The organism is Metapseudomonas otitidis (genome assembly GCF_011397855.1).
Classification (GTDB): Bacteria; Pseudomonadota; Gammaproteobacteria; order Pseudomonadales; family Pseudomonadaceae; genus Metapseudomonas; species Metapseudomonas otitidis.
Genome location: NZ_AP022642.1, coordinates 4,713,620 through 4,727,306, shown reverse-complemented (window position 1 = coordinate 4,727,306; position 13,687 = coordinate 4,713,620). Strand labels below are relative to the sequence as shown.

Sequence of the window (13,687 nt, the reverse complement as noted above, 5' to 3'; positions counted from 1 at the left end):
CGATGAACGCGCTCTACATGTTCGTGGGCACCCTGGTGGCACTCGGGGTGCTGGTGACTTTCCACGAGTTCGGTCACTTCTGGGTGGCGCGCCGCTGCGGCGTCAAGGTGCTGCGGTTCTCCGTCGGCTTCGGTACGCCGCTGGTGCGTTGGCATGATCGCCATGGCACTGAGTTCGTCATCGCAGCCATCCCCTTGGGCGGCTACGTCAAGATGCTCGACGAGCGCGAGACCGACGTCGAGATTCCGCCCGAACAGCTCGGTCAAACCTTTAATCGCAAGAGTGTCGGCCAGCGCATCGCCATCGTTGCGGCAGGGCCGGTGGCCAACTTCATCCTGGCGCTGGCGTTCTTCTGGGTGCTGGCCATGCTGGGTAGCCAGCAGGTCCGTCCGGTGATCGGTGCCGTAGCGCCGGACAGCATCGCGGCGCGTGCCGGCCTGGTGCCTGGGCAGGAAATCGTCTCGGTGGACGGCAAGGCAGTGACCGGCTGGGGCGGCGTCAATCTCCAGCTCGTGCGCCGTCTGGGCGAGTCCGGGACCTTGGATGTGCAGGTTCGCGAGGCCGGCTCAAGCGTTGATGCGTCCGTGCAGTTGCGGCTCGACAACTGGCTCAAAGGGGCCGAAGAGCCTGACACCATCGGCTCGCTCGGCATCACGCCGTGGCGCCCGGCCTTGCCGCCTGTGGTAGGCGAGGTTCCGGACGGCCCCGGCAAGGCCGCCGGGCTGCAGGTGGGGGATCGCATTCTCGCGCTGGGCGATGTTCGTCTGGACGACTGGCAGCAACTGGTGGACTACGTCCGCCCCCGTGCTGGTCAGGCGGTGCTGGTCCGCTATGAGCGTGCCGGGCAGGTGGCCGACGTCTCCATCACCCTGGGCAGTGCTGGGGAGGGCGAGGCGCGTCGCGGCTTCATGGGCGTAGGCGTCAAGCCGGTCGACTGGCCGCCGGAGATGCTGCGCGAAGTGGCTTTCGGGCCGCTGGACGCGGTCGCCGAGGCGGCGGCACGCACCTGGTCCATGAGTCTGCTAACTCTGGATTCCCTAAAGAAAATGTTGCTCGGCGAGCTCTCGGTAAAAAACTTGAGCGGGCCGATAACCATTGCTAAAGTGGCGGGCGCTTCGGCCCAGTCGGGCGTGGGGGATTTCCTGAATTTCCTGGCCTACCTGAGCATAAGCCTGGGGGTTCTCAATCTACTGCCAGTTCCCGTCCTGGACGGGGGGCACCTGCTGTTTTACCTGATCGAATGGGCGCGTGGCCGGCCATTGTCAGAACGGGTGCAAGCTTGGGGGGTACAGATCGGTATCAGTCTGGTCGTCGGGGTCATGCTACTGGCCCTGGTGAATGATCTGAGCCGGCTGTAACGCGTCACTGAATTCCGGATCTGCCGCCCTCTGCGGCAGATTCCTTATTATCAGTTGGAAAAAAAGGACTTCATGAAACGCCTGCTGCTAACCGCGGTGTTTGCCGCACTCATGATCGGCAAAGTTCACGCCGAGTCCTTCACCATATCCGACATCCGCGTCAACGGCCTGCAGCGTGTATCCGCAGGCAGCGTCTTCGGCGCCCTGCCGCTGAACGTAGGCGATCAGGCTGATGATCGCCGCCTGGTCGAAGCCACCCGTGCCTTGTTCAAGACCGGTTTCTTCCAGGACATCCAGCTCGGCCGCGACGGCGGTGTGCTGGTTATCAGCGTAGTCGAACGTCCGTCCATCTCCAGCATCGAGATCGAGGGCAACAAGGCCATCAGCACCGAAGACCTGCTGAAGGGCCTCAAGCAGTCCGGCCTCTCCGAGGGTGAAATCTTCCAGCGTGCGACCCTCGAGGGCGTGCGTAACGAGCTGCAGCGCCAGTACGTGGCCCAGGGTCGTTACTCCGCGGAGATCGAGGCCGACGTGATTCCCCAGCCGCGCAACCGCGTCGCGCTGAAGATCAACATCAACGAAGGCACGGTCGCTGCGATCCAGCACATCAACGTCGTCGGCAACACCGTGTTCCCCGACGAAGACCTGATCAACCTGTTCGAGCTGAAGACCACCAACTGGCTGTCCTTCTTCAAGAACGACGACAAGTACGCCCGCGAGAAGCTCTCTGGTGACTTGGAACGCCTGCGTTCCTACTACCTGGACCGCGGCTACATCAACATGGACATCTCCTCCACCCAGGTGTCCATCACCCCCGACAAGAAGCACGTCTACATCACCGTCAACGTCGATGAAGGCCAGAAGTACACCATTCGCGACGTGAAGCTCTCCGGCGACCTCAAGGTGCCCGAGGAGGAAGTGAAGGCGCTGCTGCTGGTCAAGGAAGGGCAGGTGTTCTCCCGCAAGGTGATGACCACCACGTCCGAGCTGATCACCCGTCGTCTGGGCAACGAGGGCTACACCTTTGCCAACGTCAACGGCATCCCCCAGACCCACGACGAAGACCACACCGTCTCCGTGACTTTCGCTGTCGACCCGGGCAAGCGTGCCTACGTCAATCGCATCAACTTCCGTGGCAACACCAAGACCGAAGACCAGGTGCTGCGCCGTGAAATGCGCCAGATGGAAGGTGGCTGGGCGTCGACCTACCTGATCGACCAGTCCAAGACTCGCCTTGAGCGCCTGGGCTTCTTCAAGGAAGTGAACGTCGAGACCCCGCAGGTGCCGGGTACCGATGACCAGGTTGACGTGAACTACACCGTCGAAGAGCAGCCTTCCGGCTCCATCACCGCCAGCGTGGGCTTCGCCCAGAGCGCGGGCCTTATCCTGGGCGGCTCCATCAGCCAGAACAACTTCCTCGGTACCGGTAACAAGGTCAGCATCGGCCTGACCCGCTCCGAGTACCAGACCCGCTACAACTTCGGCTTCGTCGACCCCTACTGGACCGTCGATGGCGTCAGCCTGGGCTACAACGCCTTCTACCGCACCACTGACTACAACAAGCTGGACGTGGACGTTTCCAGCTACTCCGTGGACAGCCTGGGTGGTGGTGTGAGCGTCGGCTACCCGATCAGCGAGACGTCCCGCCTGACCTTCGGCCTGACCGTACAGCAGGACGAGATCGGCACCGGCCGCTACACCGTCGACGAGATCTTCAACTTCATCAAGAACGAAGGCGACAAGTACCTGAACTTCAAGGGATCGATCGGCTGGTCCGAGTCCACCCTGAACAAGGGCGTGATGGCAACCCGTGGCCACTCCCAGAGCCTGGTGCTGGAAACCACCATTCCCGGCAGCGACCTGTCGTTCTACAAGCTCGACTACCGTGGCCAGGTCTTCACCCCGCTGACCCAGAACACCGCGCTGCGCTGGCACACCGAGCTGGGCTACGGCGACAGCTACGGCTCCACCTCTGAACTGCCGTTCTATGAGCACTACTTCGCCGGCGGCTTCAACTCCGTACGCGGTTTCAAGGACAGCAGCCTCGGCCCGCGCAGTACGCCGAGCAAGGGCACCAATCCCGGTACTCTTGCTGACCCGGACCAGGATCCGCTGCCCTTCGGTGGCAACGTGCTGGTGCAGGGGGGCGTCGAGTACCTGTTCCCGCTGCCGTTCGTGAAGGATCAGCGCCAGCTGCGTACCGTGCTGTTCTGGGATGTGGGCAACGTGTTCGACACCAGTTGCTCGTCCACGGCGAAGAACTGCAGCAACATCAACCTGGGTGAGCTTGCCAGCTCGGTGGGTGTGGGCTTGACCTGGATCACGGCGCTGGGCCCGCTGAGCTTCAGCCTGGGCATGCCGATCAAGAAGCCCGACAATGCCGACACCCAGGTGTTCCAGTTCTCCCTGGGCCAGACCTTCTAAGTGTTTTGATCAAGACGACAACAGTATTTGTTGCAGGAGTGCATCGTGCGTAAGTTGACTCAACTCGTTCTGGTAGCCGCGGCCATGATGGCCACCCCGGCGTTCGCCGAAATGAAGATCGCGGTACTGAACTACCAAATGGCGCTCCTGGAGTCCGACGCTGCCAAGAAGTACGCCGTCGACGCCGAGAAGAAGTTCGGCCCCCAGTTGAACAAGCTCAAGACCCTTGAAAGCGACGCCAAGCGCATCCAGGACCGCCTGGTCAAGGAAGGCGAGAAGATGCAGCAGGCCGAGCGCGAGCGCCTCGAGCTCGAATTCAAGCAGAAGGCCCGTGACTTCCAGTTCCAGTCCAAGGAACTGAACGAAGCCAAAGCCGTGGCTGACCGCGACATGCTCAAGCAGCTGAAGCCGAAGCTGGACCAGGCCGTCGAGGAGGTCCTGAAGAAAGGCTCCTATGACCTGGTGCTGGAGCGTGGTGCCGTGATTGACGTGAAGCCTCAGTTCGACATCACCCGCCAGGTCATCGAGCGCATGAATCAGCTGCGCTGAACATGACAGCCGTCTCCTACACCCTCGGCCAACTGGCCGAGCGCCTCGGTGCCGCCGTGCGCGGCAACGAGGCGCGCCTGATCAGCGGGCTGGCCACCCTGCAGGATGCCAGCCCGGATCAGTTGACCTTCCTGGCCAACCCCCAGTACCGCAAGTTCCTCGCAGAAACCCGTGCTGGTGCCGTCCTGCTCACTGCAGGCGATGCCGAAGGCTTTGCGGGGGATGCGCTGGTGGTGCCGGACCCCTACCTGGCCTATGCGCGCCTGTCGCACCTGTTCGATCCCAAACCGGTCGCTGCTGCTGGCATCCACCCGTCTGCCGTCGTTGCAGCGGATGCGCAGGTCGACCCCAGCGCGAGCATCGGGCCGGGTGTGGTGATCGAGTCGGGAGCCCGTATCGGGGCCGGCGTGACCATCGGTGCCTACAGCGTCATCGGTGCGCGCAGCGTCATCGGTGAAGGCGGTTGGCTGGCTCCGCGTGTGACCCTCTATCACGACGTGAAGATCGGCAAGCGCGTGGTCATCCAGTCGGGCGCCGTGATCGGCGGTGAAGGCTTCGGCTTCGCCAAGGAAAAGGGTGTCTGGCAGAAGATCGCGCAGATCGGCGGCGTGACCCTGGGCGACGATGTCGAAGTTGGTGCCAACACCACCATCGACCGCGGCGCCCTGTCCGACACGCTCATCGGCAACGGCGTGAAACTGGATAACCAGATCATGATCGCCCACAACGTGCAGGTCGGTGACAATACCGCCATGGCCGGCTGCGTGGGCATCTCCGGCAGCACCAAGATCGGCCGCAACTGCATGATCGCAGGCGGCGTCGGCATGGTCGGGCACATCGAGGTGTGCGACAACGTGTTCGTCACCGGGATGACCATGGTGACCCGCAACATCACTGAACCGGGTGCCTATTCCTCCGGTACCGCCATGCAGACAGCAGCGGACTGGAAGAAGAGCGCCGCCCGGATTCGTCAACTGGACGACATGGCGCGTCGTCTGCAACAGCTGGAAAAGCGCCTGGCGGCAGTGACCCCGGGCGGGGATGCTTCATCTGATGCGTGACCCGCGCAGCGCCGCGCGTCCCAAATCCCCATTCAAGGCTCCAGGAATATGATGGACATCAACGAGATTCGCGAATATCTGCCGCACCGCTACCCTTTCCTTCTGGTGGATCGGGTCGTAGACCTGGATATCGAAGGCAAGCGCATTCGCGCCTACAAGAATGTCAGCATCAACGAGCCATTCTTCAACGGCCATTTCCCTGAGCACCCCATCATGCCGGGCGTGCTGATCATCGAGGCAATGGCCCAGGCGGCGGGGATCCTTGGTTTCAAGATGCTCGACGTCAAGCCGGCCGACGGTACCCTCTACTACTTTGTCGGTTCGGACAAGCTGCGTTTCCGCCAGCCAGTGCTGCCGGGTGACCAGCTGATCCTCGAGGCGCGATTCCTCAGCGTCAAACGCGGGATCTGGAAGTTCGAATGCAAGGCCAACGTCGATGGCAAGGAAGTCTGCTCGGCCGAGATCATCTGTGCGGAACGCAAGCTATGAGTTTGATTGACCCTCGCGCCATCATCGATCCGTCGGCGAAGCTGGCGGATGGCGTTCAGGTCGGCCCCTGGTCGATCGTTGGACCCGATGTGGAGATCGGCGAGGGCACCGTGGTCGGTCCGCACGTGGTCATCAAGGGACCGACCCGCATTGGTAGGCACAACCGCATCTACCAATTCTCCTCGGTCGGGGAGGACACCCCCGACCTGAAGTACAAGGGCGAGCCTACTCGCCTGGTGATCGGCGATCACAATGTGATCCGCGAAGGCGTCACCATCCATCGCGGCACGGTCCAGGACCGCGCGGAGACCACCATCGGCGATCACAACCTGCTGATGGCTTATGTACACGTCGGGCATGACAGCGTCATCGCCAACCACTGCATCCTGGTCAACAACACCGCGCTGGCGGGGCATGTCCATGTCGACGACTGGGCCATCCTTTCCGGCTTCACCCTGGTCCACCAGTTCTGCCGCATCGGTGCCCACAGCTTTTCCGGCATGGGCACCGCCATCGGCAAGGATGTCCCGGCCTACGTCACCGTCTTCGGCAACCCTGCCGAAGCTCGCAGCATGAACTTCGAGGGCATGCGCCGTCGTGGTTTCAGTGCCGAGGCCATCCAGGCCCTGCGCAGGGCCTACAAGGTGGTCTATCGCCAGGGGCTGACGGTCGAGCAGGCCCTGGCCGAGTTGGCCGAGTCCGCCGCCCAGTTCCCCGAGGTGGCCGTGTTCCGCGACTCCATCCAGTCTTCAACCCGCGGCATCACCCGCTGAGCCATGGCCCGTCCCCTGCGCATCGCGCTGGTCGCTGGCGAGGCGTCCGGTGACATCCTCGGCTCCGGCCTGATGAAGGCCCTCAAGGCCCACCGTCCCGATATCGAGTTCATCGGCGTTGGCGGTCCCTTGATGGAGGCCGAGGGCCTGGTTTCCTACTTCCCGATGGAGCGCCTGGCGGTGATGGGGCTGGTGGAGGTGCTCGGACGCCTTCCCGAGCTGCTCCGTCGACGCAAGCACCTTATCCGTACCCTGATCGAGGCCCGACCCGATGTCTTCATTGGCATCGATGCGCCTGATTTCACCCTGGGTGTCGAGCTCAAGCTCCGTCAGGCGGGTATCCGCACCGTGCATTACGTCAGCCCCTCGGTATGGGCGTGGCGGCAGAAGCGGGTGCTGAAGATCCGCGACGCCTGCGACCTCATGCTCACCCTGTTCCCCTTCGAAGCGCGCTTCTACGAAGAGCACCAGGTGCCGGTCCGCTTCGTCGGGCATCCGCTGGCGGACACCATCCCCCTTGAGGCGGACCGCGCTACCGCCCGGCAGGCCCTTGACCTGCCTGTCGAGGGCAGTGTCGTCGCGCTCATGCCCGGTAGCCGGGGTGGCGAAGTCGGCAAGCTCGGTGCGCTGTTCCTCGATGCTGCCGAGCAGCTCCGCACGATGCGTCCCGGAATCCGGTTTGTACTGCCGTGCGCGAATGCCGCGCGCCGTGAGCAACTGGAGCAGATGTTGGCTGGGCGCGACCTGCCGCTGACCCTGCTCGATGGGCGCTCGCACCAGGCGTTGGCCGCCTGCGATGCCGTTCTGATCGCTTCCGGCACCGCCACCCTGGAGGCGCTGCTCTACAAGCGCCCGATGGTGGTGGCCTACCGGCTGGCGCCACTCACCTACAAGATCCTGCGGCGCCTGGTGAAGAGCCCTTATGTGTCGCTGCCGAACCTGCTGGCCCAGCGCCTGCTCGTGCCGGAGCTGATCCAGGACGCCGCAACCCCCGAAGCCCTGGCCCAGACCTTGTCGCCGTTGCTCGACGGCGGCGAGGCGCAGACCGAGGGGTTCGACACCATTCATCGCGCTCTGCGTCGCGATGCATCCGAAGAGGCCGCCCAGGCGGTGTTGCAACTGGTGGAGGCGCGCTGATGCAGATGGGCATGGATTTCGACCTGGTCGAGGAACTGGTGGCCGGCGTCGACGAAGTCGGTCGCGGCCCGCTGTGCGGTCCGGTGGTGACGGCTGCCGTCATCCTCGACCCGGCCCGCCCGATCCAGGGCCTGAACGACTCCAAGAAGCTCTCCGAGGCACGCCGCGAGGCGCTGTTCGATGAGATTCGCGAGAAGGCACTGGCCTGGTGCATCGCCCGGGCCGAGGTCGAGGAAATCGACCAGCTGAACATCCTGCACGCCACCATGCTGGCCATGCAGCGTGCGGTGGAGGGGCTCTCCGTGACTCCGAAGCTGGCCCTCATCGACGGCAACCGCTGCCCCAGGCTCGCGGTGCCCAGTGCGCCTGTTGTCCAGGGCGATGCGAAAGTTCCTGCGATTGCGGCCGCGTCCATCCTGGCCAAGGTCTCCCGGGACCGTGAAATGGCCGAGCTGGACGCGCTCTACCCGGGCTACGGCCTGGCCGGGCACAAGGGTTACCCGACCCCAGTGCACCTCGAGGCGCTGAAACGCCTCGGTCCTACGGCGATCCACCGGCGTTCGTTCGCGCCCGTCCGGGAGCTGCTCGAAACCGGGCACTGATCCGCCACCCTGATCGTCTGATCTCGTCTCAAGGCCCGCGTGGCTTCGCGGACGCCATGCGCTGCCTCTCAGTCGGCAACCGGGCGCCCCAGCGAGATCATCTTTCCGCTGCGATACTTCATCCGGGTATTCCAGCGTTTCACTGAGTGCCGCCATAAGCGGCCCAAGGAGTTCCTCATGCAAGACATGGCCAACCTGGTGGTCAACTCGCTTAACGGCTTTATCTGGGGCAAGGTCCTGATCTGGCTGCTGGTGGGCTGCGGCCTGTACTTCACCGTCCGCCTCGGGCTGATCCAGTTCCGCCACTTCGGGCACACCTTCAGCGTGCTCAAGGGCAGTCGCCAGGCCGATGATTCCGGCATTTCCTCCTTCCAGGCCCTGTGCACCTCCCTGGCCGCACGGGTCGGTACCGGCAACGTCGCCGGTGTGGCCGTCGCCATCACCCTGGGCGGCCCTGGCGCAGTGTTCTGGATGTGGATGATCGCCATGGTCGGCATGGCCACCGGCTTCGTCGAGGCGACCCTGGCCCAGCTGTTCAAGATCCGTGACGACAAGGGGCAGTTCCGCGGTGGCCCGGCCTACTACATGGAGAAAGGCCTCGGTGCTCGCTGGATGGGCGTGCTGTTCTCGCTGTTCCTGATCCTGGCCTTCGGTTTCGTCTTCAACTCGGTCCAGGCCAACACCATCAGCGGCGCCATGCAGGGTGCGTTCGGCGTGCCGCTGTGGATCAGCGGCCTCGCCCTGGTGGCGATCACGGCGCTGATCATCTTCGGTGGCCTGCGCTCTATTGCCCGCTTCTCCGAGCTGGCAGTGCCCTTTATGGCGGTCGCCTACCTGCTGGTGGCCGTGGTGCTGATCATCACCCAGGCCAGCGAACTGCCCGGCATCCTGGTGATGATCGTCAAGAGTGCCTTCGGCTGGCACGAAGCGGCGGCCGGCGGCATTGGCGCGGCGATCATGAACGGCTTCAAGCGTGGCCTGTTCTCCAACGAGGCGGGCATGGGCTCGGCGCCCAACGCGGCCGCCTCGGCGACGCCCTATCCGCCGCACCCGGCCTCCCAGGGCTACGTGCAGATGGCCGGTGTGTTCATCGACACCCTGCTGATCTGCACCGCGTCGGCGGCCATCATCCTCCTGGCCGGCCCGCAGGAAGGCGAGGGCATCATGCTGGTGCAGAACGCGCTGACCAGCCAGGTGGGCCTGTGGGGCAAGTACTTCCTGGCGGTGATCATCCTGTTCTTCGCCTTCACCTCCATCGTCGCCAACTACTTCTACGCCGAGAACTGCCTGGTGTTCCTCGAGCACAACCACCCGGGCGGTCTGCTGGTCTTCCGCCTGGCGGTGCTGGGGATGGTGATGTTCGGCGCCCTGGCGTCGCTGCCCTTCGTCTGGAACCTGGCGGACGTGTCCATGGGGCTGATGGCGATCACCAACCTGATCGCCATCCTGTTGCTCTCCAACCTGGCCATCAAGCTGGCCCGGGACTACAACGCCCAGCGCAAGGCCGGCAAGCTGCCGACCTTCGATGCCAGCCAGTACCCGGAGATCCAGGACAAGCTGGAACCCGGCATCTGGGACGATCGCCGCTGACCCCGGTTCGACGCTGAGCGCAAACCTGTAGCTTTACCATCGGGCCCGGTACAATCCGGGCCCTGCCGTTTCTGCCTCTTCCAAAGGATCGTCATGACCGTTTCCTTCGTGCATCTCCGTCTCCATTCCGAGTACTCCCTGGTCGACGGCCTGGTGCGGGTCAAGCCCCTGATCAAGGCCGTGGCGGCTGCCGGCATGCCAGCGGTGGCGGTCACTGACCAGAGCAACATGTGCTCCCTGGTCAAGTTCTACAAGGCGGCCCAGGGTGGCGGCATCAAGCCCATCTGTGGCGCCGACATCTGGCTGGCGAGCCTGGACGAAGACGGCCCCCTCAGCCGCATGACGCTGCTGGCGATGGACGGCAAGGGCTATCGCAACCTCACCGAGTTGATCTCCCGTGGCTGGTCCGATGGTCAGAGCAACGGCCTGGTGATCATCCAGCGCGACTGGGTGAAGGAGGCCGCCGAAGGCCTGATCGCTCTGTCCGGCGCGAAGGAAGGCGAGATCGGCATGGCGCTGCTCAACGGCGACACTGCTGCCGCCGAGCGCCTGCTGGCGGAGTGGCAGGCAGTGTTCCCGGATCGCTTCTACCTGGAGCTGCAACGCACCGGCCGCGTCAATGACGAGGAACATGTGCACGCGGCCGTGGCCCTGGCGGATCGCTGCGGAGCGCCGCTGGTGGCGACCAACGACGTGCGCTTCATCAAGGCCGATGACTTCGAGGCCCACGAGACCCGCGTGTGCATCGGCGAAGGCCGGACCCTCGACGACCCTCGCCGTCCGCGCAACTACTCCAACCAGCAGTACCTGAAGTCGCCGGAAGAGATGGCCGAGCTGTTCAGCGACCTCCCCGACGCCATCGAGAACACCGTCGAGATCGCCCGGCGCTGCAACATCGACGTGCGCCTGGGCAAGCACTTCCTGCCCGATTTCCCGACGCCCAATGGCATGGGCATCGACGACTACCTGCGCCACGCCTCCTACGAAGGCCTCGAAGAGCGCCTCGCGGTGCTCTGGCCGAAGGAGACGACCCCGGACTACGAAGAGAAGCGCCAGCTCTACATCGACCGTCTGGAGTTCGAGCTGGGCACCATCATCCAGATGGGCTTCCCCGGCTACTTCCTGATCGTTGCCGACTTCATCCAGTGGGCGAAGAACAACGGCGTCCCGGTGGGGCCTGGCCGTGGATCGGGTGCCGGCTCGCTGGTCGCCTACGTGCTGAAGATCACCGACCTCGACCCGCTGGCCTATGACCTGCTGTTCGAGCGCTTCCTCAACCCCGAGCGGGTCTCCATGCCCGACTTCGACGTCGACTTCTGCATGGACGGCCGCGACCGCGTGATCGACTACGTGGCCGAGAAGTACGGCCGCAACGCGGTGAGCCAGATCATCACCTTCGGCTCCATGGCGGCGAAGGCTGTGGTGCGTGACGTGGCACGGGTGCAGGGCAAGTCCTACGGACTGGCCGATCGCCTGTCGAAGATGATCCCCTTCGAAGTGGGCATGACCCTGGAGGCGGCCTACAACCAGGAAGAGGTCCTGCGGGACTTCCTCAAGTCCGATGAGGAAGCCCAGGAAATCTGGGACATGGCCCTCAAGCTCGAAGGCATCACCCGGGGCACCGGCAAGCACGCCGGTGGCGTGGTGATCGCCCCCACCAAGCTGACCGATTTCGCGCCCATTGCCTGTGACGAGGAAGGCGGCGGCCTGGTGACCCAGTTCGACAAGGACGACGTGGAAGCGGCCGGCCTGGTGAAGTTCGACTTCCTCGGCCTGCGCACGCTGACGATCATCAAGTGGGCCATGGAGATGATCAACCGCGAGCAGGAGAAGAACGGCCTGCCGCTGGTGGACATCGACCGCATCCCGCTGGACGACAAGAAGACCTACGACATGCTGCAGAAGGCGGAGACCACCGCGGTCTTCCAGCTTGAATCCCGCGGCATGAAGGAGCTGATCAAGAAGCTCAAGCCCGACTGCCTGGAAGACATGATCGCCCTCGTGGCCCTGTTCCGTCCGGGGCCGCTGCAGTCCGGCATGGTGGACGACTTCATCAACCGCAAGCACGGCCGTGCCGAGCTCTCCTACCCGCACCCGGACTACCAGTACGCCGGCCTCGAACCGGTGCTCAAGCCCACCTACGGCATCATCCTCTACCAGGAACAGGTGATGCAGATCGCCCAGGTGATGGCGGGCTACACCCTCGGCGGCGCGGACATGCTGCGTCGCGCCATGGGCAAGAAGAAGCCCGAGGAAATGGCCAAGCAGCGCGGCGGCTTCATCGAGGGCTGTGCCAGCAATGGCATCGATGCCGAGCTGGCGGGCAACATCTTCGATCTGGTGGAGAAGTTCGCCGGTTACGGCTTCAACAAGTCCCACTCCGCCGCCTATGGCTGGGTTTCCTACCAGACCGCCTGGTTGAAGGCCCACTACCCGTCGCCCTTCATGGCGGCGGTGCTCACGGCGGATATGCACAACACCGACAAGGTGGTGACGCTCATCGAAGAGTGCCGCAGCATGAAGCTGCGCATCGTCGCGCCGGACGTGAACAACTCCGACTACCGCTTCACCGTCGACGACGCCGGGCAGATCATCTACGGCCTCGGTGCGATCAAGGGCGTGGGCGAGGGGCCGGTGGAGGCCATCGTCGAATGCCGTGACGAGGGTGGGCCGTTCAAGGACCTGTTTGACTTCTGCAACCGTGTCGACCTTAAGCGCATCAACAAGCGCACGCTGGAAGCGCTGATCCGTGGCGGTGCGCTGGATCGCCTCGGGCCGTTCTTCAGTGACGAGCCCAAGGCCTACCAGGCTGGCATCGACCGCAACCGGGGCGTGCTGCTCGCGGCAATGGAGGAAGCCATCCAGGCCGCCGAGCAGACCGCCCGCAGCCACGACAGCGGCCACATGGACCTGTTCGGCGGGCTCTTCGCCGAGCCCGACGCCGACGTCTACGCCAACCACCGTCGGGCCAAGGAGCTGACCCTCAAGGAGCGCCTCAAGGGCGAGAAGGACACCCTGGGGCTCTACCTCACCGGGCACCCCATCGACGAATACGAGGGCGAGGTGCGCCGCTTCGCCCGTCAGCGCATCGTCGAGCTCAAGCCCGCGCGGGATACCCAGACCATCGCCGGCCTGATCGTCAACCTGCGGGTGATGAAGAACAAGAAGGGCGACAAGATGGGCTTCATCACCCTCGACGACCGCTCCGGGCGCATCGAGGCCTCCCTGTTCGCCGATGCCTTCGCCTCTGCCCACACCCTGCTGCAGACCGATGCGCTGGTGGTGGTGGAAGGGGAGGTGAGCCACGACGACTTCTCCGGTGGCCTGCGCCTGCGTGCCAAGCGCGTCATGAGCCTGGAGGAGGCGCGTACCGGGCTGGCCGAGAGCCTGCGGATGAAGGTGGACCACAGCGCCCTGCAAGGCGACCGCCTGCGCTGGCTCGCCGACCTGTGCGGGCGCCACCGGGGCTCCTGCCCGATCACCATCGACTACGCAGGCCCCAGTGCCCGTGCCCTGCTGCAGTTCGGCGAGCAGTGGTGCATCGACCCGGCCGATACGCTGATTCAGGCATTGCGTGACCAGTTCGGGCGCGACAACGTCTTCCTGCACTACCGGTGAGACGCGGCTGACGCGCCGCGTTCTCTCGACCCACATGCGCCCTTCCATTAAGGTAGGGCGCCAAATGGACCCAGCCGCCTGGCCCC

The 13,687-nt window shown here is 64.3% G+C and carries 10 protein-coding genes; all 10 read left to right on the top strand.

The genetic code is table 11. From position 1 onward, the window contains the following. Positions 1–2 precede the first annotated feature (2 nt). The 10 genes from rseP (at position 3) to dnaE (ending at position 13,601) form a co-directional block, all read left to right on the top strand. Positions 3–1,358: an RIP metalloprotease RseP gene (rseP, locus tag PotMrB4_RS21830; RefSeq protein ID WP_172434456.1), complete on the top strand. Its 1,356-nt coding sequence runs from the start codon at positions 3–5 to the stop codon at positions 1,356–1,358. 72 nt (positions 1,359–1,430) lie between these two features. After that, positions 1,431–3,782, top strand: a complete 2,352-nt coding sequence (gene bamA, locus PotMrB4_RS21825) for an outer membrane protein assembly factor BamA (protein ID WP_074971944.1) — start codon at positions 1,431–1,433, stop codon at positions 3,780–3,782. Between the two features lie 45 nt (positions 3,783–3,827). Beyond that, complete coding sequence (locus PotMrB4_RS21820) at positions 3,828–4,331, top strand: OmpH family outer membrane protein (protein WP_044414364.1); 504 nt, start codon at positions 3,828–3,830, stop codon at positions 4,329–4,331. 2 nt (positions 4,332–4,333) lie between these two features. Then, positions 4,334–5,392 carry a UDP-3-O-(3-hydroxymyristoyl)glucosamine N-acyltransferase gene (gene lpxD / locus PotMrB4_RS21815; protein ID WP_172434455.1) on the top strand — a complete coding sequence of 353 codons (1,059 nt, stop codon included), beginning with the start codon at positions 4,334–4,336 and terminating at the stop codon, positions 5,390–5,392. A 48-nt stretch (positions 5,393–5,440) separates the two neighbouring features. Further along, positions 5,441–5,881 (top strand): 3-hydroxyacyl-ACP dehydratase FabZ, encoded by a 441-nt coding sequence (fabZ, locus tag PotMrB4_RS21810; RefSeq protein WP_044414358.1) that lies wholly within the window; start codon positions 5,441–5,443, stop codon positions 5,879–5,881. Further along, complete coding sequence (gene lpxA, locus PotMrB4_RS21805; RefSeq protein ID WP_172434454.1) at positions 5,878–6,654, top strand: acyl-ACP--UDP-N-acetylglucosamine O-acyltransferase; 777 nt, start codon at positions 5,878–5,880, stop codon at positions 6,652–6,654. Before fabZ ends, lpxA begins: the two co-directional genes overlap by 4 nt. Before the next feature lie 3 nt (positions 6,655–6,657). Beyond that, complete coding sequence (gene lpxB / locus PotMrB4_RS21800) at positions 6,658–7,791, top strand: lipid-A-disaccharide synthase (RefSeq protein ID WP_172434453.1); 1,134 nt, start codon at positions 6,658–6,660, stop codon at positions 7,789–7,791. Then, complete coding sequence (gene rnhB, locus PotMrB4_RS21795) at positions 7,791–8,393, top strand: ribonuclease HII (protein WP_160480362.1); 603 nt, start codon at positions 7,791–7,793, stop codon at positions 8,391–8,393. The genes lpxB and rnhB overlap by 1 nt, the downstream gene beginning before the upstream one ends. A 177-nt stretch (positions 8,394–8,570) precedes the next feature. Continuing rightward, on the top strand, positions 8,571–9,983 hold the full coding sequence (locus PotMrB4_RS21790; protein ID WP_044414349.1) for an alanine/glycine:cation symporter family protein: 1,413 nt from the start codon (positions 8,571–8,573) through the stop codon (positions 9,981–9,983). Positions 9,984–10,076: 93 nt separating this feature from the next. Further along, positions 10,077–13,601 (top strand): DNA polymerase III subunit alpha, encoded by a 3,525-nt coding sequence (gene dnaE, locus PotMrB4_RS21785; protein ID WP_142015279.1) that lies wholly within the window; start codon positions 10,077–10,079, stop codon positions 13,599–13,601. Positions 13,602–13,687 lie beyond the last annotated feature (86 nt).

Excerpts from the sequence above, each read along its gene's own strand:
- lpxD (WP_172434455.1), top strand. The coding sequence starts at position 4,334 with ATGACAGCCGTCTCCTACACCCTCGGCCAACTGGCCGAGCGCCTCGGT.
- rnhB (WP_160480362.1), top strand. The coding sequence starts at position 7,791 with ATGCAGATGGGCATGGATTTCGACCTGGTCGAGGAACTGGTGGCCGGC.
- lpxB (WP_172434453.1), top strand. The coding sequence starts at position 6,658 with ATGGCCCGTCCCCTGCGCATCGCGCTGGTCGCTGGCGAGGCGTCCGGT.
- rseP (WP_172434456.1), top strand. The coding sequence starts at position 3 with ATGAACGCGCTCTACATGTTCGTGGGCACCCTGGTGGCACTCGGGGTG.
- PotMrB4_RS21790 (WP_044414349.1), top strand. The coding sequence starts at position 8,571 with ATGCAAGACATGGCCAACCTGGTGGTCAACTCGCTTAACGGCTTTATC.
- fabZ (WP_044414358.1), top strand. The coding sequence starts at position 5,441 with ATGATGGACATCAACGAGATTCGCGAATATCTGCCGCACCGCTACCCT.
- bamA (WP_074971944.1), top strand. The coding sequence starts at position 1,431 with ATGAAACGCCTGCTGCTAACCGCGGTGTTTGCCGCACTCATGATCGGC.
- dnaE (WP_142015279.1), top strand. The coding sequence starts at position 10,077 with ATGACCGTTTCCTTCGTGCATCTCCGTCTCCATTCCGAGTACTCCCTG.
- lpxA (WP_172434454.1), top strand. The coding sequence starts at position 5,878 with ATGAGTTTGATTGACCCTCGCGCCATCATCGATCCGTCGGCGAAGCTG.